Annotated in this window: 21 protein-coding genes; all 21 read left to right on the top strand. The window is 45.8% G+C overall.

What is annotated here, in order from left to right; translation table 11 throughout:
- Positions 1–89 precede the first annotated feature (89 nt).
- The 21 genes from PHV77_00910 to PHV77_00810 all read left to right on the top strand — a co-directional run bounded on the left by PHV77_00910 (position 90) and on the right by PHV77_00810 (position 20,651).
- Positions 90–803: a lysophospholipid acyltransferase family protein gene (locus tag PHV77_00910; GenBank protein MDD5503860.1), complete on the top strand. Its 714-nt coding sequence runs from the start codon at positions 90–92 to the stop codon at positions 801–803.
- A gap of 68 nt (positions 804–871) precedes the next feature.
- Positions 872–2,140 (top strand): TolC family protein, encoded by a 1,269-nt coding sequence (locus PHV77_00905; protein MDD5503859.1) that lies wholly within the window; start codon positions 872–874, stop codon positions 2,138–2,140.
- Positions 2,127–3,101 (top strand): efflux RND transporter periplasmic adaptor subunit, encoded by a 975-nt coding sequence (locus PHV77_00900; GenBank protein MDD5503858.1) that lies wholly within the window; start codon positions 2,127–2,129, stop codon positions 3,099–3,101. Before PHV77_00905 ends, PHV77_00900 begins: the two co-directional genes overlap by 14 nt.
- On the top strand, positions 3,085–5,043 hold the full coding sequence (locus PHV77_00895) for an ABC transporter permease (GenBank protein MDD5503857.1): 1,959 nt from the start codon (positions 3,085–3,087) through the stop codon (positions 5,041–5,043). Before PHV77_00900 ends, PHV77_00895 begins: the two co-directional genes overlap by 17 nt.
- A gap of 171 nt (positions 5,044–5,214) precedes the next feature.
- Positions 5,215–6,012 carry a hypothetical protein gene (locus tag PHV77_00890; GenBank protein ID MDD5503856.1) on the top strand — a complete coding sequence of 266 codons (798 nt, stop codon included), beginning with the start codon at positions 5,215–5,217 and terminating at the stop codon, positions 6,010–6,012.
- Positions 6,009–7,343, top strand: a complete 1,335-nt coding sequence (locus tag PHV77_00885; GenBank protein MDD5503855.1) for a PP2C family protein-serine/threonine phosphatase — start codon at positions 6,009–6,011, stop codon at positions 7,341–7,343. The genes PHV77_00890 and PHV77_00885 overlap by 4 nt, the downstream gene beginning before the upstream one ends.
- Before the next feature lie 56 nt (positions 7,344–7,399).
- On the top strand, positions 7,400–9,892 hold the full coding sequence (locus PHV77_00880; protein ID MDD5503854.1) for a cation:proton antiporter: 2,493 nt from the start codon (positions 7,400–7,402) through the stop codon (positions 9,890–9,892).
- A 187-nt stretch (positions 9,893–10,079) separates the two neighbouring features.
- The gene (locus PHV77_00875) at positions 10,080–11,600 is read left to right on the top strand and encodes a tetratricopeptide repeat protein (GenBank protein ID MDD5503853.1); all 1,521 of its coding nucleotides are present in this window, start codon (positions 10,080–10,082) and stop codon (positions 11,598–11,600) included.
- Positions 11,601–11,641: 41 nt separating this feature from the next.
- Positions 11,642–12,388, top strand: coding sequence for a methyltransferase domain-containing protein (locus tag PHV77_00870; GenBank protein ID MDD5503852.1), 747 nt, complete (start codon positions 11,642–11,644; stop codon positions 12,386–12,388).
- 73 nt (positions 12,389–12,461) lie between these two features.
- Positions 12,462–12,815, top strand: coding sequence for a DMT family protein (locus PHV77_00865; GenBank protein ID MDD5503851.1), 354 nt, complete (start codon positions 12,462–12,464; stop codon positions 12,813–12,815).
- A 54-nt stretch (positions 12,816–12,869) separates the two neighbouring features.
- Entirely contained in the window at positions 12,870–13,265 is a 396-nt protein-coding gene (crcB, locus tag PHV77_00860) for a fluoride efflux transporter CrcB (GenBank protein MDD5503850.1), read from the top strand.
- A 4-nt stretch (positions 13,266–13,269) separates the two neighbouring features.
- Positions 13,270–13,614 (top strand): DUF190 domain-containing protein, encoded by a 345-nt coding sequence (locus PHV77_00855; GenBank protein MDD5503849.1) that lies wholly within the window; start codon positions 13,270–13,272, stop codon positions 13,612–13,614.
- Positions 13,615–13,667: 53 nt separating this feature from the next.
- Positions 13,668–14,231 carry a hemerythrin domain-containing protein gene (locus PHV77_00850; protein ID MDD5503848.1) on the top strand — a complete coding sequence of 188 codons (564 nt, stop codon included), beginning with the start codon at positions 13,668–13,670 and terminating at the stop codon, positions 14,229–14,231.
- Positions 14,219–14,536: a cupin domain-containing protein gene (locus tag PHV77_00845; GenBank protein ID MDD5503847.1), complete on the top strand. Its 318-nt coding sequence runs from the start codon at positions 14,219–14,221 to the stop codon at positions 14,534–14,536. The genes PHV77_00850 and PHV77_00845 overlap by 13 nt, the downstream gene beginning before the upstream one ends.
- Positions 14,537–14,552: 16 nt before the next feature.
- Positions 14,553–15,827 (top strand): SLC13 family permease, encoded by a 1,275-nt coding sequence (locus PHV77_00840; GenBank protein MDD5503846.1) that lies wholly within the window; start codon positions 14,553–14,555, stop codon positions 15,825–15,827.
- A gap of 150 nt (positions 15,828–15,977) precedes the next feature.
- The gene (locus tag PHV77_00835; GenBank protein MDD5503845.1) at positions 15,978–16,466 is read left to right on the top strand and encodes a metal-dependent transcriptional regulator; all 489 of its coding nucleotides are present in this window, start codon (positions 15,978–15,980) and stop codon (positions 16,464–16,466) included.
- Positions 16,467–16,532: 66 nt separating this feature from the next.
- A complete protein-coding gene (locus tag PHV77_00830; protein ID MDD5503844.1) occupies positions 16,533–16,769 on the top strand; it encodes a FeoA family protein in 237 nt (78 codons plus the stop codon).
- Positions 16,766–16,990: a FeoA family protein gene (locus PHV77_00825; protein MDD5503843.1), complete on the top strand. Its 225-nt coding sequence runs from the start codon at positions 16,766–16,768 to the stop codon at positions 16,988–16,990. The genes PHV77_00830 and PHV77_00825 overlap by 4 nt, the downstream gene beginning before the upstream one ends.
- A 3-nt stretch (positions 16,991–16,993) precedes the next feature.
- Entirely contained in the window at positions 16,994–19,069 is a 2,076-nt protein-coding gene (gene feoB / locus PHV77_00820; GenBank protein ID MDD5503842.1) for a ferrous iron transport protein B, read from the top strand.
- Between the two features lie 37 nt (positions 19,070–19,106).
- Positions 19,107–19,268 (top strand): YezD family protein, encoded by a 162-nt coding sequence (locus PHV77_00815; GenBank protein MDD5503841.1) that lies wholly within the window; start codon positions 19,107–19,109, stop codon positions 19,266–19,268.
- A 72-nt stretch (positions 19,269–19,340) separates the two neighbouring features.
- Positions 19,341–20,651: a carbohydrate porin gene (locus tag PHV77_00810; protein ID MDD5503840.1), complete on the top strand. Its 1,311-nt coding sequence runs from the start codon at positions 19,341–19,343 to the stop codon at positions 20,649–20,651.
- The last annotated feature ends 190 nt before the right edge of the window (positions 20,652–20,841 follow it).

Below are 20,841 nucleotides of genomic sequence, written 5' to 3'. Positions count from 1 at the left end.
GATTCAGGAAATCAACCGGCTGCATGTTTTTTTGCGAAGTGTTTTTTATTGTAATTTGGGAATAAATATCCCGCAACCGTGTCTAATCAATGAAATTTATAATATCGTTAATTATCTGGGTTGTCAGCACCGCGCTAACTATAGCGCTGTTTTTTGTAAGCCTGTTCCTTGCCTTTGTCCTTTTTCCTTTTGACAGGCAGAAAAGGATTGTCCACAGGCAGTGTTTCTGGTGGGCCGACGCCATTATAGGGTTTAACCCATTCTGGGATGTAAAGGTATATGGGCTTGAAAATATTGATCCGAGCCAGACATATGTTATAACAGCTAATCACCAAAGCCTGGCGGACATAGTGGTTATATATAAAACGAGACTTCAATTTAAATGGGTGGCAAAAGAAAGCCTTTTCAAACTGCCCTTTATAGGCTGGTGCTTGTCCCTGGGAAGGCACATAAAGCTATCGCGGGGTAAATTCGGAAGTATCAAAAAAATATACAAGGAGGCCGCTTCCTGGCTTAGGCATGATATGTCCGTGCTTTTTTTCCCCGAAGGGACAAGGAGCCGCACTGATAATATGAATGAATTCCAGAACGGCGCTTTTAAGCTTGCCATAAAGGAACAGAAGCCTGTATTGCCTATTCTTATACAAGGAACGAGAGAGGCTATTCCAAGAGGGGATTGGGTGTTTAAAGCAAAGGTTAAAGGGACGGTAAGAGTATTGCCTCCTGTTGACACAAAATGTTTTGCCCCCGGCGATTTCGGACTTTTGCGTGATCTTGTCTTTAACAAACTAAAATCAACCTGACCCCGCCGGGTTTAGGATGTTCCCCGGAGTTTTATATTAGAATCTGCTCTACTTTAGAAAGGCCGTATATGCGGATTAAAAAAACGTTAAGCTTACTGGCCCTTGCCTTGTTATGCCCTATTTACTGCTCTTACGCGCAGGATAAGCTTACATGGAATGAATGCGCGCGTATAGCCGTATTTAATAATCCTGAACTGGTATCAGCTTATGAGCAGATAAAACAGGCTGTCTCCGACAAGGATATCAGCGCCAGCTCAATGATGCCGCAGATAGATAGCGATGCCTCGGTCAAACGGCATAAAACCGAAGGCAGGCCCGCCTCGGATACTTATTCTTACGGTATATCGGCGAGCCAGCTTGTATTTGACGGTTTTAAGACAGCCAGCGAATTAAGCGGCGCCTTAAAGGACTTGCAGGCCGCGCGGTATAATTACGCGGTGGTTTCTTCCGACGTCAGATTAAACCTTAGAAGTTGTTTCGTAGGCCTCATAAGGGCGCAGGAACTTATATCTATTACAAAAGACATCGCGCAAAGGCGGAAACAAAATTTTGAGCTTGTAAAACTGCGCTATGAAGGCGGCAGAGAGCACAAGGGAGCGCTTTTAACGGCCGAGGCGGATATGGCGCAGGCGGATTTTGAACAATCCCAGGCGGAAAGAAGCGTCATCCTTGTCCAAAGGGAGTTGGCAAAGGAGCTCGGGGCCGAGGGCAATATCTGTATTGAGGCAGTAGGCCAGCTTTGCCTGGACCGGGATTACGCGGCAAAGCCTGATATAGATATCCTTGCAGAAGACACGCCTTTTATCAAAGAACTGATATCAAGAAAAGAAGCGGCAAGGTATAATCTCAATTCAAAAGAATCTGATTTTTTCCCGAAAGTCTACGTTAATGGCGCGTTAAGTAGGACAGGCGATAAATGGCTGCCCAAAAAAGATGAATGGTCCGCGGGAGCATCCGTATCTCTGCCGTTATTTGAAGGCGGCCAACGCCTGGCAGAGGTATCAAAGGCAAGGTCCAGGCTCGAACAGGCCGGAGCTGATGAGAGGAGCGGACGCTACGGCGTATTGGTCACTCTGGAGAGAAGTTGGAAAGACCTGCAGGATGCCATATCCAATGTTTCTGTCCAGGAGAAATTTCTTCAAGCCGCTGAAGAACGCGCTAAGATAACCAGGTCGCAATACTCCACCGGCTTGGCATCGTTCAATGACTGGATTATCATAGAGGATAACCTTGTAAAGGCCCAAAAAACCTATTTGAATACCCGCGCGGATATGCTTATCGCCGAGGCTTACTGGATACAGGCCACAGGAGGCATGCTTGAATATGACAAAAAATAAAATGGTTTTTGCGGTTTTTTTTATGGTATTAATCGTTTCTCTCGCGCTATGGGTGAAATCGCAGACAGCCGGCCCGAAAAACAGGCCTACCCAATCCGTCATTGTAATGCCATCAACAGGCGAGATAACGCGCAGTGTTATTACAACAGGCGCGATAGAACCCCAGAACCGTCTTGAAATAAAGCCTTCCATAAGCGGCAGGGTGGATGAGATATTGGTAAAAGAAGGCGACAAGGTAAAGACAGGCCAGGTATTGGTATGGATGAGCTCAACCGAAAGGGCCGCGCTTATTGACGCCGCGAGATCACAGGGCGGCGAGGTATTAAAATATTGGGAGGATGTCTATAAAAAGACGCCTATTATTTCGCCCATTGACGGAGAAGTCATTGTGCGCTCTGTTGAGCCGGGCCAGACCGTGGTTACATCCGACCCGATGCTGGTTTTGTCAGACAGGTTGATTGTCAGCGCGCAGTTTGATGAAACTGATATTGCCAAAGTCAAGGCAGGCCAGAAGGCTGTCGTAACCCTTGACGCCTATCCGGATGTAAAGTTAAACGGCATCGTAAGCCACATAGCTTATGAGTCGGAGATAGTAAATAATGTCACGATATATGATGTGGATATTGTCCCTGATAATATACCCGATTTCTTAAGGTCCGGTATGAGTGTTACTGCCGAGGTCATTGAGGAGTCAAGGCAGTCTGCCCTCACAGTGCCTTATAACGCGATCCGTTATGATAATAAGAGGCAGTATGTCGTGGTCCGTGATGCCGCCACAGGCAAACTGCAGGAGAGAGATGTGGAAATAGGCTTGTATAATGACAAAACGGCAGAGATCCTGTCGGGGCTTGGCGCGGCGGATAATGTCGTATTGGAGAACAATTCGTATATGCCGCAAAGAAAAGTTACGGCAGGCAGTCCGTTTATGCCGTCAGGCAAAAAAAATGATAAAAATAAATAACCTATGCAAGACATACGGCGCGGGAAATGCCTCTGTTAAGGCCCTGGACGGCGTTTCTCTATCCATAGCCCGCGGCGAATTCGTGGCAATAATGGGCGCTTCAGGTTCCGGCAAGTCAACTCTTATGCATATACTCGGTCTTTTAGACCGGCCCGCAAAGGGTTCCTACACTATTTTTGACACAGAGGTGTCGCGGCTTTCCGATGATAAATTGGCGCATTTAAGAAATAAGCTCATAGGTTTTGTGTTTCAGCAATTTCACCTGCTTAGGAATACTACCGCCATAGAAAACGTGGAATTACCTCTAATCTATTCAGGCAAAAAAAGCCTGATAGAACTTGCCGGCAAAAGGCTTGATATGGTGGGGCTGTCCAGGCGGCATAGGCATATGCCGAGTGAATTGTCCGGCGGCGAACAGCAGAGGGTGGCGATTGCCAGGGCGCTGGTAAATGACCCGATGATAATACTCGCCGATGAGCCTACAGGCAACCTTGACACAAAAAGTGAAGAAGAAATAATGAAGATACTCCTCTCTTTAAACGAACAGGGCAAGACCGTGGTTATGGTCACCCACGAACAAGAGGTTGCCGCGCATGCCAAAAGAATAATCGTTATGAGAGACGGAAAGGTTGTATCCGATGAGCAAAAAATTCCTGCGCAAAAAGTGCCGGAAGAGGCGGTTTCCATAAAAAACGTAGCATCAGAGATATGCAATTATTTCGGTGAAATTGAACTTAGGGAACATATCAGGCAGTCGTTCAGGGCCATGGCGGCGAACAAGATACGGTCATTGCTTTCAATGCTTGGTATCCTTTTTGGCGTTGCCGCGGTCATAGCAATGCTGGCATTGGGCCGCGGAGCCCAGATGTCAATAGAAGACAGGATAAAATCATTGGGTTCAAATCTGCTGTCCGTGCAAGGAGGTTCCGGCAGGGTCAGAGGCGCGGCTTCCGGAGCAGGCTCTGTGACGCGGTTCTTACCGGCAGACGTTGATGCTATCGCGAACCTTAAACCTGTGGTTAATAAGGTCAGCGGTTATGTAAGCGGCAGCGGCCAGATAGTGTATAAGAATGAAAATTGGAGCACGCGTATTGAGGGTGTAGGCTATGATTACGCCTCTATGAGGGCTACCGCGCCTGATGTCGGCAGATGGTTTACGCAAGATGAGATTAACAGGCGGGAAAAGGTAGCCATATTGGGGCTTACTGTAGCGGAAAAACTTTTTATCTCCGGCAACCCGATCGGAGAAACTGTTAAGATCAACAGGATTAATTTCAAAGTAATAGGCCTTGCTCCTCAAAAAGGCAGTACCGGGTGGAGAGATCAGGATGATATTATATATATACCGGTAACAACAGCCATGAAAAGGGTGCTCGGCAAGGATTATCTGGATGGCATATATGTTGAAATAGCTGATGCCGACTCAATAGATCGCGGCCAGGCCAGCATAGAAAAGCTTATCATAAAAAGGCACCGTATATACAAAAATCCCGATGATTTTTTTCACATACGCAATATGAGTGAAATGCAGGAGATGCTGACAAGCACTACCAAGACTATGAGCCTTCTTTTGGGCTGTATCGCGGCAATATCCCTTTTTGTAGGGGGTATCGGCATAATGAATATTATGCTTGTATCCGTAACAGAGCGCACCAGGGAGATAGGCCTTCGCAAAGCAATCGGCGCGCGCGCCAAAGACATCATGATGCAGTTTTTAATAGAATCGGTCGTTATGACATTAAGCGGCGGGTTTCTGGGTATTGTCTTAGGTATAATATCAGCCGTTTTATTATCTATTTTTGCCGGTTGGGCCACGCGCGTCAGCGTTGTTAATATAATACTTGCCGCGGGTTTTTCAATAATGGTGGGCATATTCTTCGGCCTGTGGCCGGCAAAGAAGGCATCAAGGCTTAATCCTATTGAAGCCTTGAGGTATGAATAAAAATTTAAGGTAATATCCTCCGCCTGCTTTCATTTTTATGTTTCAGGCCCTTTCCCTTGACTTGAACATCCCCGTATAATACAATAAAATAAAGACGCGCTGACATAGCAAGCGCGTAATTGTTTTTTTGTAAAAATCCCATTTAGCGCGTTATATTATGATGGAACGTGTATGAAAAACAATATACTTAATTGTTTTATTGCCGCCAGTCTTTGTCTGGCCCTATGCCGTCCTATAGCGTTATGGGCAGACGGGCTTCCGGCAGGAGGGGTGTTTAAGGTTTCTTATCAGTGCCGGGACACTAAGGGGAATCCACGCTGGAGCGCTGTTACAGATATTTTGTTTTCCCCTGAATCTGAAAAAGGCGTAAACAAGATTATAGAGTCAGGTTCTGGCATATACAGCGGATTCAAAGATAAGATAAGCTGGATATCAGAGCTCCGGTATATTGATACAGGTTCAAGCGTAAAACCTTTAAACAGTTTTACGAAAATATTTGACCTATCCGGCAGGCTGATATCAACCGAAGAGCAGGTTTTTGATTTTAATAAAAATAAGGCGTTTTTTACACGTTGCGATACTGTAACAGGCAAGACCTCGCGTCAGGAATTTAATTTTAACGGAGACGTTGTCAACAGGCTTATATTGGCCCTCTATGTCCAGCAATTTCTTAAAACAGGCCAAGAGAGCGCGAAAGTTGAGATGCTAAGCAGTGAGCCGAGGCTTATCAAATGCGGTTTATATATCATAGGCAAAGAGGAGATTGAGACAGGAGGGGCCAGGACTATGGCGTATAAACTATGCCTTGACCCCCAGCTCGGCCTTTTTAACTTCGTAAAAGTCTTGATACCTAAAGCGTATGTATGGCATTCGGCAGAACCTGATTTTGAATGGCTTAGATACAGAGGGCTTGAGATAAATCTTGATTCGCCTATAGTGGAAATAGAAAAAGAGAGGAATCAAAAATGAAAGATCGCGCGGTCCCTGAAAGGCTTAAATTTTCTTATGAGTCAGGACTCGGCAAGCTGTTCTACTCCAGGATAAATCTGTTCTGCTATATTGTGATATCCGCTTTTACCATTGAGATAGCGGCAGGATTTACATTTTTCAGGCACATATTAAGCCCCAAAGACGTTCCCGGCATTATCATAGGACTCGCGGTTTCCGTAGTCATTTTGCTTACCTCCCGAAAAGGCCGCGGCCTGCTGTTTTACAAAATACGCGCCGGTATCTTCAGCGCTCTTTTGATTCTTATTGCCGCTTTATCAGCCCACGCCCATCCGGATCTTATTGTGCATATGGGGATAACTTTGATATTGCTGGCTTTTTTTGTCAGTATATTGTTATTGCCATGGTCCGCGCGGGAAACAATGGCCATCGGTTTTTTCGCGCTGGTAAATTTTATTTTTGTTTATTTTAACGCCGGGACATTCATCAACGTGGAAATACTATCAATAAATACCGTTATCCTGATTGTCGCGACGGTAATCGGTGTTGTTGTAAAACGGACCGAATGCCTGCTTCGCGAAAATATTTTTTTATCAAAAACGGAAATTGAAGAAAAAAACGCTGTTATGATGAAGGAGCTTGATATAGCCAGAAAGATACAGAGAAGCATTATACCCCAGTCCATAGAACATCCGCTGGCAGACATAGCTGTGACGTATCAGCCTATGTTCTATATGGGAGGCGATTATGCTAAATTCAGCTTCATTGACAAAGACAAACTGATGTTTATTGTCTCCGATATTACCGGCCATGGTGTTTCATCGGCCCTTTTGGTGAACAGGATACACACGGAAATAGAAAGGCTTTTAAGCCTGCGCGTCAGCCCCGGGGGACTGCTCAAGGCCCTGGGGGATTTTATTGACCGGGATTTTGGCAAGATAGGTTTTTATCTTACCGCTTTCTGCGGAATGCTTGATTTTTCCGAAAATAAGCTGGTATATTCAAACCACGGGCATCCGCCGCAAATACTCCTGCAGTCTAAAGACAACAGCATAGTCCTTATGGATTCCCAGACTTTTTTGATGGGCATAGGACTGGCGGATAATAACGTGTATGACGCGAGCATAAGTTTTAAAAAAGGAGACAGGCTGATACTGTTTACCGATGGCATAATTGAGGCCAAAGACCCATCCGGGTCTTTATTCGGTTATGATAATCTCAAGGATTTCGCGAAAGAGAATATGACGCTCCATGTCGGCGAATTCAACAAAAAGCTTCTTGAGCGCGTGAATGTGTTCCAAAGAGACAATCAGACGGACGACATATTCCTGCTCTCTGTCCAGGTCAAGTAAAACATGTTCACGCGTAGTTATCATTCTTAATACCCGTTAATGCAAGAGGTACAGGTATGTTAAATGGGTTTTTCCCCGTTCAGGATCCGGTGTTGGTTTTTGCCATACTCATGCTGATTGCTCTTATAGCGCCGATTGTGTCGTCAAGATTGGGGCTTCCTGGTATCGTAGGCCTTATTGTATCCGGGATATTATTAGGGCCTCATGGCCTGCGCGTCCTTGAACGAGGCGTTGAAATACAACTTTTAGGAGCTGTAGGCCTTCTTTATATAATGTTCCTTGCCGGCCTTGAGCTGGACAAAGCGCAGTTTATGCGCCATCGCCGGGACAGCCTTGTTTTTGGTGTATTTACCTTTACAATACCTCTTATATTAGGAGTTCTGTCAGCTAAATATCTGCTTGGTTTTAACTGGCAGGCATCTATACTGCTGGCAAGCATGTTTTCTTCCCACACACTGTTGACATATCCGATAGCAAGCCGTCTCGGGCTTTCCCGCCAGCGTTCTGTTACTACCACCGTTGGCGGCACTATCATAACCGATACCGCCGCCATGCTTGTATTGGCCGCTATTGCCGCCATACACAAAGGTGAGGCCGGATTTTTTTTCTGGCCCAGGTTATTCATGTATGTCGGAATTTACACCGCGGCAATGTTTATCGTTCTACCGCTTCTAAGCAAGTGGTTTTTCCGCAGAGTTGCCACGGACGGCATCATTGCTTTCACCGGGGTTTTGGCCGCAACTTATTTCTGTTCTTATATGGCGTATGCCGCCGGACTTGAGCCGATAATCGGGGCATTTTTCGCCGGTATTATCCTTAACAGTTTTATCCCTGAAAAAAGCGCCTTGATGAGCCGTATACAATTTGTCGGACATTCAATGTTTATCCCGTTTTTTCTGATATTTGTAGGCATGCTGGTTGACCTTGGCCTGCTGTTTACAGCAGACAGGGCGCTGACCATAGCCGTGGTGATGGTTTTCGCAGGCATCATCTCCAAATGGGCCGCGTCTTATGCCGCGCGGAAATTATTAAAGTATTCGCCGGAAGAAGGAATGCTTATTTACGGCCTAAGCGTTAATCAGGCCGCGGCAACGCTTGCCGCTGTTTTAGTCGGTTATAATATCGGTGTCTTTTCAGAATCTGTGCTGGCGGGCGCTATCATAATGATATTAGCGACATGTATGACGGGTTCACTTATAACCGATCGTTTCGCGCGGAAAGTAGCGCTAAAACAGGATGATGAGCCGCTTATGGCATCCAATGTGCCTCACAGGATACTTATACCCCTTGCCAATCCGGACACTGCCAAGGAGTTGATGGATCTGGCTATGCTGTTAAGGCGCCGCAATTCTTATGAGCCTTTGTATCCTTTGACGGTTGTTCAATCCGGCAATGATGCGGATGAGCGTATTGCGCAGGCCGAGAAACTGCTTGGCCACGCGGTGATCCAGGCGATTGAGGCGGATGTGCCTGTTGTGCCAATGACCAGGGCGGCCATTGATACGGTTGTTGGTATATGCCAGGCGGCCGTTGACCTTAGAATATCATTAATAGTCATAGGATGGAAGGGTAGCTCCTCTTCCGGCGCCTGGGTATTCGGCCGTATTCTGGACGCGATTTTAGACAATACCGGCCAGATGCTATTTGTCAGCAGGTGCCTGATCCCGGTAAATACCATGAAACGTGTCGCGCTGGCCATTCCGCCAATGGTAGATTATCAGCCGGGTTTTACGGCTGTTATCCGTGCTGTCGGAATACTTGCCCGCCAATTGGACGCGTCGCTTTTAATCGTTACTTTACCGTCTGTATTAAAGAGATCCGGCGAAACAATAACTCGTAATTTAGCAACCGTCAAAAAGTCGTATGCCGCGCTGGAAAGATGGGACGGACTTTTGCCTTGGGCGCGTAAAAACCTGACCGAAGACGACCTTTTTGTTATGGTCAACGCGCGCAAGGGCAGACTCGCGTGGCAGCCTGCTTTGAATAGACTGCCGCAATTAATCAGCCGGCAGATGAGCGGTATTAATTATATTGTAGTTTATCCGCCCGAGACAGCCTGGGATGAAGATTTTAAGACGCAGGAGCAGGCCTTATCAAGCTGTTTTTTGTATTTTCCATTGGAGCATATCAGGCTGGATCTGGGAGGGTATGATATATATGAGGCCATAACAAGGCTTTTATCGCCCGCGTTTCGGGAAAAAGAAGAGCAGTTTAAAAGTGTTGTCGGCAAATTGCAAAGCGCGGCAAAGTCGGAGCCTATTGAGCTTAACCCGGGTATGGCGCTTTTGCACGCGCGCATAGCGGGCATAAAAAGGCCCACAGCTTTTCTTGGCGTAAATAAAACCGGTTGGCATCTTACGCGCGTAAACTCGGATATAAAGGTATTGTTTATACTACTTAGCGAAGAAGACGCGCCGGCCGAAATACACCTTCAGGCCCTGGCTGATCTGGTCAGGCCTTTTTGTCATTCTGATTCCACGGATAGGGTTATACGGGCGGCGTCCCCGGACGATATTATTAAAGAATTTTCCATTGACGGAAATGAATAGCGCCGGTTATCTTCTTCCCGGCAATATCTTTGGCAAAATGACTTTATGAAAACTATTAATGAAAACGCCCGGTAAAAGTCTTGACCTTACGGCTTGCGGGGAAGTATAATCTATATAAAAATAGAAAATTATTATAAAATCCGTATTGTATCTGGCAATATTTTTACGATTTAACAGGGGAAGGACAATGGCGAAAAAAATAATTGAATTACTGCTTATTGTGGTGTTATGCGCGCTTTTTATCTATATCGGCGTTATAAAATTAGCTTCATTTTATCATAATAAAGGAGTTGAAGCCTATAAATCGGGAGAATATAAGTTGGCGGCAGATTTTTTCAGGCAATCATTGCGTATAATTCCGAATAGGGACACTTATGATTATCTGGCCTATGTGTATGAGAAGCTGGACAACCCTGGTGACGCGGTCAAAATATACCAACGATTAATAGCGAATGATCCGCTTCGCGCTGATAATTACATAGCCCTGGCAAATGTCCTTATGTCAAGCGGAAGGTTTGCCCAGGCCCTTGATACAGCCAAACAGGCGCGCGCCCGCATACCGGAATCCCAAGACATAGAAAACATATACGACAGGGCGCGTTTAAACTGCACCAATGAACACATTAATCAGGGCGTAATAGCCTATGCGGCGGGAGAAAAGAAAGACGCGTATAACCTGCTGAACAAGGCTTTGGAGCTTGACCCTGAATCTGTTTACGCGCATTATATCCTCGGGTATTTTTACTATATTGATAATGATTTAAAACGCGCCGAACTCAAGATGAGCGATGTCATGCGCTTAGAACCCGTATACTGGCAGGCGCATAAATTACTCGGTGATATATTTTACAAAGAAGGTAAATACGATTTGGCAATACAGGCTTATAGAAAGATACTGAACTCTAATTACAACGACTGTGTGGCGTACAACGATATAGCCATAGCCTTGATGCAGATAGAGCGCTATGACCAGGCTGTTATGTATCTGAAAGAGGCTTTAAGGCTTAACCCTGACAACCTTGATATAATGTATAACCTGGCAAGCATGTATAGAGACGCGGGAATGTATGACGAGGCTATTATGGAATACAAAAGCCTGGCAAAGCGCGATGACGCTTATCCTAATATGTATAACAGCCTTGCCGAGATATATAACACACAGGGCGAAAAGGGCCTGGCCATAGAAGCTTATTACAAGGAAATTGAAAATTCTAACCGCAGGCTTTCAGACAACCCTGATTCTATAGTTGAGCAAAATATCCTGGCCAAGGCATATAACGGAGCGGGTGAATGTGAAAAAGCGCGCGAAATCATAATGGGCGTAATCCATTCCTCGCCTTCTTATAGGGACGCGTATATTACCCTTGCCTCTATAGAGGAAAGGGAAGGTAATTTTGATGAGGCCATACAGTTCCTCTATACCGCTAAGTCATTTTCAAAACATTCGGGGTTTATTGACAAATACATTTCTGACCTGAAAAAGAGGTCTCATTTGGTAATGGAATCAGAAAAAGCGCAGGTAGGTTCTTTTGTTCCGACGCACTTGATAGTATTTAAAAGCGGTAAATTTATAGAAGGTATTTTACGCGGACAAACAGATGATGAGATAAGCATGTATGTTCAGACAGGGGAAACGCAGTTTAAGGTGGTTGTCAAAAAGAGCGATATTGAACGTATCGTTGAGCACGGTTCAAAGGGCCCCAGATAGGCTTTCTGCCCGCGAGTGTTAAATTTCAAGGAAAGTTTTTTATGAAGAAAAACAGCTGTCAAAAAAACCATAAGGCCGGAACAAGGGATTGGTTTGACAACTGGTCTAACGAATACGACCGCACACTCGGTAGTATCGGTTTTCACCGTGAATTATTAGACCTTGTGGTAAAATACGCCAAAGCTAAAAGCGGCGACAGGGTGCTTGATATAGGCTGCGGCACAGGCTTGCTAAGCTTACGTTTTATAAAAAAAGGCTGCTATGTCTATGGCATAGATAATTCAGGTAAAATGCTTGATATCTTCCGCGATAAGCTCAAGCGCCTTGGCGTTCGGCACAGCGCTGACTGCAGGCTCATGGACGCCTCCGCCGCGCGCCTGCCGCGCGCCGGTTTTGATATCGCGGTGTCATCCGTCACATTGCACCACTTAAAGGAGAAATCCGGCCTGGTAAAAAAAGTTTATAATGCCTTAAAGCCAAACGGCAGTTTTATCATAGGAGAGGTTGATATGGACACAACGGGCCGGCATACCGATGTTTCCAGGTTGAGGCGCATCCTTAATGTCTTAGAGCAGGAATGGATATTGGCATTAAGAGACGCCGGCATTGAAGCATTTTCCAAGATGTATGATAACGGTAAGAAGCATATATTGAATCAGGGTGAGTATTGTATCAGCCTCAAGCAATGGGAAATGTTATGCCGCGACGCGGGGTTTGGGCAGGTCGGGATAAAATTATCCCCGAATTGCGGCGTGTTTGGTATCGTGATAGCGAAAAAAACAACCTGATTGGCAGAGAGTTATTATATCCGCCCGCGGGATTAAATACGGTTGAGGTTTTTATACGGAGGGTAAATAAGGAATGCCTAAGATATTGATAACGGTTTTTATGCTTGCCTGCAGTAATATATTTATGACATTTGCCTGGTATGGGCATCTTAAAAATTTCCAGTCCCGGCCGTGGGTTGTCGCCGCTTTGATAAGCTGGGCGATAGCGTTGTTTGAATATTTGATACAAGTTCCTGCCAACCGCATAGGATATCAGGTGATGAACCTGGGCCAGTTAAAGATATTGCAGGAGACGATTACGTTGTCTGTGTTCATACCGTTTTCCATATTATACATGAAACAGGGCATAAGGCAGGAATATGTATGGGCATCAATCTTTATCCTTGCCGCCGTATTTTGCGTGTTCAAAGGCGCTTTGGCTAAATAAGCCGAATAAGCCCCGGCGGGCCGGGGCGCGCATGGAATAGAAGGCTTAAAAATAATGCTTAAATTGTTTGTGGTAGGGCTCGGAGGCGCCTTAGGGGCGATATCGCGTTATGTAGTAAGCGGACTTGATTACAGGTTTTCAAACGGGGTATTGCCTATAGGCACTTTCATCGTTAATGTTACGGGTTCGTTATTAATCGGTTTTTTGTGGGGTATTGTTGAACATTTTACCGTAACGTCAAATACCAGGCTTTTTGTTTTTATCGGTATACTTGGCGGATACACCACTTTTTCCACCTTTAGCCTTGAGACCTTTAATCTTATTCGCGACGGAGAATACCGTATTGCCGCGGTGAATATAGTTCTTTCGGTGTCATTTTGTATTGCCGCGGTATTTTTAGGGTATACCGCTTCCAGGGCGGCCATTGGCTTGTGTAAAAAAGGAGTTTAATAAAATGAAATTACCGGAAGACGGCATGTTGTTAAGGATTTTTGTAGCAGAATCAGACTGCTATAAAGGTAAGACCCTGTACGAACATATTCTTATTGCCGCGAGGCAGTTAAATCTGGCTGGGGCCACAGTGTTGAGAGGGGTAATGGGGTTTGGCGCCAGCAGTCGCATGCATTCGGCAAAAATTTTGCAATTATCACAGGATTTGCCTGTAGTCATTGAGATAGTGGACACACAGGAAAATCTAAACAAAATATTGCCTCTTCTTGATGAAATTGTAGGTGAAGGCCTCATAACGATTGAAAAGGTCAGGGTCATAAAATACAGGCATAGGCCAAGCGGAACTTAAGCCCCGTAAGGTTTAAGGCCCCGGCCTCTGTTGTTAAAAAACGAAAGTTTTGTATGATGCCGTTGACAATATTGGTGAAAGAACATAAAGCAATATTGCGCATGATAAAGATTATGGGCAAAATTGTCAAGGCCATGAGAGAAAGCCGCTCCGCTGACCCGAAGCTTATAGCGGCTGTGCTGGATTTTATCAGGACATACGTGGACAGATGCCATCATGGCAAGGAAGAAGGCATATTATTTAAGGCCCTCGCGGGCAAAAGGCTTTACCCCGGGCATAAAAAGATCATGTTTGATCTTATAAGAAAACACAAGATGGGCAGGGCCAACGTGAGAAGGCTTGACGCGGCGCAGAGAAAATATTTTAACGGTAAAAAAGACGCTTTAAAAGACATAATAACAAACATGGAAACACTGGCCAGGTTTTATCCTTTGCATATAATGAAAGAGGACAAGGTGTTTTTCCCGATCTCAATGGGATATCTTTCCGGCAAGGAGCAAAGGGCCATGCCGGGATCCATGCTTAAATTTGACGCGGACATGATACACGATAAATACGCCGGGGTGGTCTTGTCAGCGGCCAAAAGTATCAGTGAGGTTTATTCATGCGCGCGTTGACTCTTTGCGATATGGTTGGTTATCAGCAAGGCGCTGTTGTCAGCAAGGAAATTATCAAAAGCGATTCAGCAACTATAACGCTTTTTGCCTTTGACAAAGGCCAAAGCCTAAGCGAGCATACCGCGCCGTTTGAGGTTATGGTAAACGTCATTGACGGAACTGCCGAAATCACTGTCTCCGGGCATAGTTGCATAGTCAACCGAGGCCAGATGATAATAATACCGTGTGATTGCCCGCACTCGCTTAAGGCAAAAGAACCCTTTAAGATGCTTTTGATAATGGCAAGGTCACGCGCGGGCAAATAATAATACTGAAAGGTCTATGGCGATGGATCCGTCAGCTATAGTTTTGATAGTCTTTCTATCCGTGTATGCCTGCTTTGTGTTTTTGCCCGAACGCAGGACAGCGGCAGTATTGGCAGGGGCTTTTATCGTTATCGCGACCCGGTCAATAAGCCTGCACCAGGCCTTTTTCGCCGTCAATTGGAACGTCATGGGAATATTCGCAGGCACCCTTGTCCTGGCGGATATTTTTATGGCAAGCCGTGTGCCGGCATATCTGGCGGAAATTATCGTTGATAAAGCGCGTAATACCTGCTGGGCTATCCTTTTTATCTGCCTGATGACAGGCCTGATATCGGCCTTTGTGGAAAATGTCGCCACTGTGCTGATAGTGGCCCCGGTGGCACTGGCACTGTCCAAAAAATTAAATATCAATCCTGCCAATATGATGATAAGCATAGCCATATCCAGCAATCTCCAGGGCGCGGCAACCCTCATAGGAGACCCTCCCAGCATGCTTTTGGCCGGATTTTGTAATATGGATTTTACCGATTTCTTTTTTTATAAGGGCAGGCCGGGTATTTTTTTCGCGGTGGAAATAGCAGCCCTTGTGTCCATGTTCGTCCTGTATCTTTTTTTTAGAAAATACAGGTCCAAGCAGGCGCTCATACCCGTGGAGAAAGTCAAGTCGTGGATACCTTCGGTGTTTTTGCTGTCCCTGATAGCCCTGCTTGCTGTTTCATCGTTTTTTGACACGGGATTTTCATACTTAGCCGGCATTATTTGCGCGGTATTTGGTGTTATAGCCGCGCTTTGGAAACGATTTGCGGATAGGTCGTCTATACTTGAGGGCTTAAGAAAGCTTGACTGGGATACCGCTTTATTCCTGATAGGAGTTTTTATCCTTGTAGGCGCCTTTACAGCCACAGGCTGGATTGATGTGATAGCGGGATTTTTATCGGAAACCGTCGCGGACAATATATTCGCGGGATATACTGCCATTGTTTTTTTGTCCGTGTTTGTATCGGCGTTTGTTGATAATGTGCCTTTTTTAGCGGCAATGCTTCCGGTTGCCGTGTCTATGTCAGCTAAGCTTAATATGGAACCTACTATATTTCTTTTCGGACTTTTGGTAGGGGCCAGCATAGGAGGAAATATTACCCCCATAGGGGCCTCGGCAAATATTGTTGCCTGTTCCTTGCTCAAAAAGGAAGGGCACAACGTGGGGTTTTTAAAATTTGCCCGTATAGGCCTGCCTTTTACCATGGCCGCTGTTTTGGCGGCGTATCTGTTTATCTGGTTTGTGTGGAGATAGATTTTTCTATAGGTAAATTCGCTCTCCGCGCATTTTCTTCATTAGCACAAAAGGTTGCCGGAAGTTTGTTTAAAAAAAACACTTGACAAACAAACACCAATTTGTTAGTATTGCCTAACAAACAAAGGTTTGTCTAAAACGGGTGGTAACATGAAAGAGATAAAACGGCCCTTAAGTTCCGCCATGGAAGATTATCTTGAGGCGATAGCGTCACTGCAGAGGCAGAGGTCTGTGTGCAGGGTGAGGGACATAAGCGGTCTTTTGAACGTCAAAAGCCCCAGTGTTAACGCGGCGCTGAAGACTCTTTCGCGGCGCGGGCTTTTAATCCACGAAAAATACGGCTATGTAAACCTTACCTCAAAAGGAGAGGAAATAGCCGCCTCTATCCAGGGTAAACATGATATACTTCTTAAATTTCTTACAGAAATACTCGGTATTAAACCGGATGAGGCTATGCAGGAGGCGTGCAGTATGGAGCACTCTATAAGCCCCAAGACCTTTGAGAGGCTTACGAAATTTATTGCTTTTGCCGGTTCCAGCCTGAATGGCAAAAGTCCCCAGTGGCTTAAGGGCTTTAGATATTATATAAAAACAGGCAGAAAGCCGTTGTGTCCTATGAGAGCCGGGTCAAAGGGGTGATTTTTTTTGAGTTTAAAGTTAGACATAACTAACAAATATTTATCAAGCTAACATAAGGGGGTTGGAATGGAAAAACTTTTGAACCAATTAAAACCGGAAGCGGAAGGCAGGGTCGTAGAGATATTCAGCCAAGGCCCTTTACGCCAGAAGCTTTTAGGCATGGGCATAGTAAAAGGAACAAGCGTAGAAGTTACAGATATCGCTCCTTTGGGTGACCCTATAGGCATAAGGGTAAAGGGATATCGTCTAAGTTTAAGAAAAGAGGAGGCTTCTCAAATTCTTGTAAAGGTAAACGAACAATGATCAGGCTTACCGGCGCCAGAGCGGATGTTGATTTGGTATTTGCCTGTTTTGAAGGCGGGCAATGCGCCGCGGGGCGTCTTACGGACATGGGTTTGGTGCCCGGTGAAAAATTAAGGCTGCTGCATGAACCGGGCCGCGGGCCTGTGGCAGTAGTCATAAAGGGGGCCAAAGTCGCCCTCGGGCATAGTTTGGCGGATAAAATATTTGTTGAGGAGGAATGATTGATGAAAGATATAATTACAATAGCCCTTGCCGGCAATCCCAATTCCGGCAAGTCAACAGTCTTTAATTGCCTGACAGGGGCGCGCCAGCATGTTGGCAATTATCCTGGAGTCACTGTTGAAAAGAAAGAGGGTAGGCTTTCTTTTCAAGGTTATGAGATACGCGTTGTTGACCTTCCGGGAATATACAGCTTGTCCGCCAATTCCGAAGATGAGATAGCGGCAAAAGATTTTCTCATGGGGCAGGGCCCTGATATGATAGTTGATATCATTGATTCGTCTAATCTGGAGAGAAACCTGTATCTGGTGACACAATTGATGGAGCTGGATATACCGCTTATACTGGTAATGAATATGAGTGATCTGGCGCGTCAAAAAGGCCAGTCCGCAGATTATGAGGCCTTATCGTCTTTGTTGGGCGTGCCGATAGTTACTACGGTCGCAAACAAGAACACCGGCACAAAAGCCCTGCTTGAAGCCATTGTGGATACTTATAAAGGCGGGCCTGTTCTCAAGCCCAAGGGTGTTGACCTTGGGCTTGATATTTCAGTGCCTATAGCAGAACTGGAAGAGTTGTTTGGAAAAGATGAAACACTGCGCGCAAGATATCCGTCCCGTTGGCTGGCAGTTAAAATGTTGGAATACGATCCTCTGGCGGTAGAAGCGATAAAGGATATGCCGCAAGCCGCCAGGGCAAAGGCCATAGCTGAAAAAGGCCTTCGCGCGCTTAAATTGTCCGGCACGGACTCGGCGGAGACAGTTATAGCGGACAGGCGTTACGATTTTATTTCTAAGGCGTGTTCTTCCCTGCTCAATCCGAGTAAAGGCCGAAAAACCGATCTGTCGGATAGAATAGACAAGATAGTATTAAACAGGATCCTCGGCCTGCCGATATTTGCCCTTGTCATGTATTTGATATTTAAATTTACGTTTACCTTTTCAGGGCCGGCGGTTGGGTGGTTTGAGAAATTCTTTGAATGGTTATCGTCGGTTGCCTCATCGGTGGTTCCGGAAGGGCTGATCCGGTCTTTCGTTGTTGACGGAATCATTGCGGGGGTGGGCGGGGTTTTAGGTTTTTTTCCGCTCGTATTGTTCATGTTTTTCGCGATCGCATTTTTTGAAGACTCCGGTTACATGGCGCGGGCGGCATTTGTCATGGATAAGATTATGAATAAATTCGGACTCCATGGGAAGTCTTTTCTGCCGATGATGATCTCCACCAACGGCTGTGCCGTTCCCGGGATTATGGCGGCAAGGACCCTGGATAGCAAAAAAGACCGGCTTATTACCATGATGGTTACACCGTTTATGATTTGCGGAGCCAAACTGCCCATATTCGCTTTATTCATAGGGGCGTTTTTTGCCAAAGAACACGGAGCGAACATTATGTTTTTGATGTATTCCTTAAGCGTAATCATAGCTTTTGGTTCGGCGTGGATCTTGAAAAAGACCGTTCTTAAAGATCAGACTGCGCACTTTGTGATGGAATTACCGCCTTACAGAATACCTACGTTAAGAGGGTTGTTTCTAAAAATGTGGGAACGCGGCTGGATGTATATTAAAAAAGCTGGCAGTATTATCCTTCTTATTTCCATATTGATTTGGGCGGGATTTACTTTTCCGCGGATTGAAGCGAAAGAAGGAATGGATGAGGAAGCGGCGGCGGCCATGCAAATGGAGCAGAGCGTCGCCGGCAGAATCGGAAAATTTGTGCAACCGGTTGTTCAGCCGCTTGGCATGGATTGGAGGGGCGGCGTCGCGCTTATAGCGGGTGTCGCGGCCAAAGAAGTTGTTGTGAGTACGCTCGGCACTATTTATAGCCTGGGCGAGGTGGATCCGGAAGATGCCGAGCCGTTAAAGGAATCCTTGCAGAAAGATCCGTCTTGGAGCCCTTTAAAAGCGTTGGCTTTTTTGATGTTTTCGCTTATTTATCTGCCGTGCTTTGTCGCCATGGCTGTATTTTACCGAGAATCCGGTTCAAGCTGGAAGTGGACAAGCTTTCTGGTTTTCTGGACAACGGTTATGGCTTGGGTTTTTGCGTTTATTGTGTATCAGCTCGGCCGTTTGCTTGGTTTTTAGCAGGCAGGCATATTTTATAAGGAAGAGGGTGGATAAAATGGGCCCGGACAGAAAAATGCTGGAGCAGATAGCGGATTGCTTGAGACAGATAAGCTATGGAGAGGTGGTGATAACCGTTCATGATTCAAGAATAACGCAGATAGAAAAAAGACAGAAGATGCGTTTTGACACGCAGAAGCAACCGCACAAGCAGGGCTGATTATCGGACTGTTTTAAACAATAATAACCAACCGGACTACCGGAGGCCTTTATATGAAAAGGAGGTTTCGCGATGAAGATGGTGTTGTCCGTTTGGTTTTCTATTGTTGTTTTTGCCGTGTGCTTATGCGATACGGCTTTTGCCCAGACAATGCAGGAAGAGATAGCGCAATTAAAAGAAATGATATCCCGGCTTGAGGGCCGTTTGGCGCGGCAGGAAAATAAGGCCGTGGAGGTAGAGAAAATTGCTCATGGCGCCGAGAGGCAGATAAGCGAATTTATTAATTATACGCCCGGTGAAGGGGTTGAAATAAAGCCGGCAGGGCTTGCGATTGGGGCGGGGGGCACTTTTATCCTGCAGTCAAGCGCCAAAGTAAACGGGGATGAATATATAGATAAAAACCGCAATGCCTCTGACGCTTCATATTCCATGGATTTAGAATTTGGAAAAACGTTTGACGATTATGGCATGGCGTTTCTACACCTTGAGACAGGTTCCGGGCCGGGTATTGACGAAAGGCTAAAGGTGTTTTCTCCGGTCAACAGGGATGCCGATGATTCGGACAGCGGTGTATCGGTAACAGAGATATGGTATGAACACTATTTTAAATTCATGCCCTTGACCGTTACTTTTGGAAAGATAGATCCCACCGCCTATATTGATACCAATGCCTATGCCAATGACGAGTGCCGGCAGTTTTTGGGCAGCGTATTTAGGAATTCTCCTGTAATAGAATTTCCTGATGACAACACGGCCGGGATAAGGGCGGCGGTTGAGATAAACAGTTTCATGGATATTGAATTTATTTCCGCGGATGCCGATGCTGATTGGAAAGATGTATTCAACAATATGTTTGTCGCGGGACAGTTTAACATAAAACCTGATATTTTCAAAAAAAAGGGCAATTACAGGGTCTATGCCTGGCTCAATGATAAAAACCATATTAAGTGGTCTGACAGCCTTAAGGATAAAGAAAGAGGTTACGGGCTCGGCGTAAGTGTTGATCAGGAGATCGCGGACGCGGTGGGCGTATTCGCGCGTTATGGATGGCAGGACCCCGAGGTATACGCGCAAGACGCCGAATATTCGCTTGAGCAGTCGTGGAGCGCGGGCGTGAACTTATCGGGTAAGGCATGGGGCAGGGAAGATGACGTATTTGCCATAGCTTTTGGTCAGGCCAAGCCTTCAGGTGATTATAAAAAGGCGGATGAGTTCAAGGCAAAGACTGAAAATCACCTTGAGTTTTACTATAATTACAAGGTCAACGAGAATCTTAGCATAAGCCCTGACGCGCAGGTTATCTGGGATCCCTATGGCGCGGACGCGCTTAATACGGACAAATCTATATTTATAGCAGGCATCAGGGCCCAGGTTGATTTTTAATATATGCCTGTTAGGTCAAAGCAGACGGTTGCGCGGGCAACTATCAGGTTTTACAATTGGAGTTCTTTGCAAATCGCGGCCGTCTATTTCTAAGAAATTAGCAACAGGCGCCCCCGTGTTTTAAAAGCCGGTTAAAAGTCGGTTGACAAAGCGGCTGTTTTGGTCTATCTTAAACATAAAGCCTATGCGA

This window comes from Candidatus Omnitrophota bacterium (assembly GCA_028716165.1).
GTDB lineage: Bacteria > Omnitrophota > Gorgyraeia > JABMRG01 > JABMRG01 > JAQUQI01.
This window is presented reverse-complemented; position numbering and strand designations above follow the sequence as displayed.

Excerpts from the sequence above, each read along its gene's own strand:
- PHV77_00875 (MDD5503853.1), top strand. The coding sequence starts at position 10,080 with ATGGCGAAAAAAATAATTGAATTACTGCTTATTGTGGTGTTATGCGCG.
- crcB (MDD5503850.1), top strand. The coding sequence starts at position 12,870 with ATGCTTAAATTGTTTGTGGTAGGGCTCGGAGGCGCCTTAGGGGCGATA.
- PHV77_00870 (MDD5503852.1), top strand. The coding sequence starts at position 11,642 with ATGAAGAAAAACAGCTGTCAAAAAAACCATAAGGCCGGAACAAGGGAT.
- PHV77_00885 (MDD5503855.1), top strand. The coding sequence starts at position 6,009 with ATGAAAGATCGCGCGGTCCCTGAAAGGCTTAAATTTTCTTATGAGTCA.
- PHV77_00905 (MDD5503859.1), top strand. The coding sequence starts at position 872 with ATGCGGATTAAAAAAACGTTAAGCTTACTGGCCCTTGCCTTGTTATGC.
- PHV77_00830 (MDD5503844.1), top strand. The coding sequence starts at position 16,533 with ATGGAAAAACTTTTGAACCAATTAAAACCGGAAGCGGAAGGCAGGGTC.
- PHV77_00825 (MDD5503843.1), top strand. The coding sequence starts at position 16,766 with ATGATCAGGCTTACCGGCGCCAGAGCGGATGTTGATTTGGTATTTGCC.
- PHV77_00815 (MDD5503841.1), top strand. The coding sequence starts at position 19,107 with ATGGGCCCGGACAGAAAAATGCTGGAGCAGATAGCGGATTGCTTGAGA.
- PHV77_00855 (MDD5503849.1), top strand. The coding sequence starts at position 13,270 with ATGAAATTACCGGAAGACGGCATGTTGTTAAGGATTTTTGTAGCAGAA.
- PHV77_00900 (MDD5503858.1), top strand. The coding sequence starts at position 2,127 with ATGACAAAAAATAAAATGGTTTTTGCGGTTTTTTTTATGGTATTAATC.
- PHV77_00880 (MDD5503854.1), top strand. The coding sequence starts at position 7,400 with ATGTTAAATGGGTTTTTCCCCGTTCAGGATCCGGTGTTGGTTTTTGCC.
- PHV77_00850 (MDD5503848.1), top strand. The coding sequence starts at position 13,668 with ATGATGCCGTTGACAATATTGGTGAAAGAACATAAAGCAATATTGCGC.
- PHV77_00810 (MDD5503840.1), top strand. The coding sequence starts at position 19,341 with ATGAAGATGGTGTTGTCCGTTTGGTTTTCTATTGTTGTTTTTGCCGTG.
- PHV77_00865 (MDD5503851.1), top strand. The coding sequence starts at position 12,462 with ATGCCTAAGATATTGATAACGGTTTTTATGCTTGCCTGCAGTAATATA.
- PHV77_00840 (MDD5503846.1), top strand. The coding sequence starts at position 14,553 with ATGGCGATGGATCCGTCAGCTATAGTTTTGATAGTCTTTCTATCCGTG.
- PHV77_00890 (MDD5503856.1), top strand. The coding sequence starts at position 5,215 with ATGAAAAACAATATACTTAATTGTTTTATTGCCGCCAGTCTTTGTCTG.
- PHV77_00895 (MDD5503857.1), top strand. The coding sequence starts at position 3,085 with ATGATAAAAATAAATAACCTATGCAAGACATACGGCGCGGGAAATGCC.
- PHV77_00910 (MDD5503860.1), top strand. The coding sequence starts at position 90 with ATGAAATTTATAATATCGTTAATTATCTGGGTTGTCAGCACCGCGCTA.
- PHV77_00835 (MDD5503845.1), top strand. The coding sequence starts at position 15,978 with ATGAAAGAGATAAAACGGCCCTTAAGTTCCGCCATGGAAGATTATCTT.
- PHV77_00845 (MDD5503847.1), top strand. The coding sequence starts at position 14,219 with ATGCGCGCGTTGACTCTTTGCGATATGGTTGGTTATCAGCAAGGCGCT.
- feoB (MDD5503842.1), top strand. The coding sequence starts at position 16,994 with ATGAAAGATATAATTACAATAGCCCTTGCCGGCAATCCCAATTCCGGC.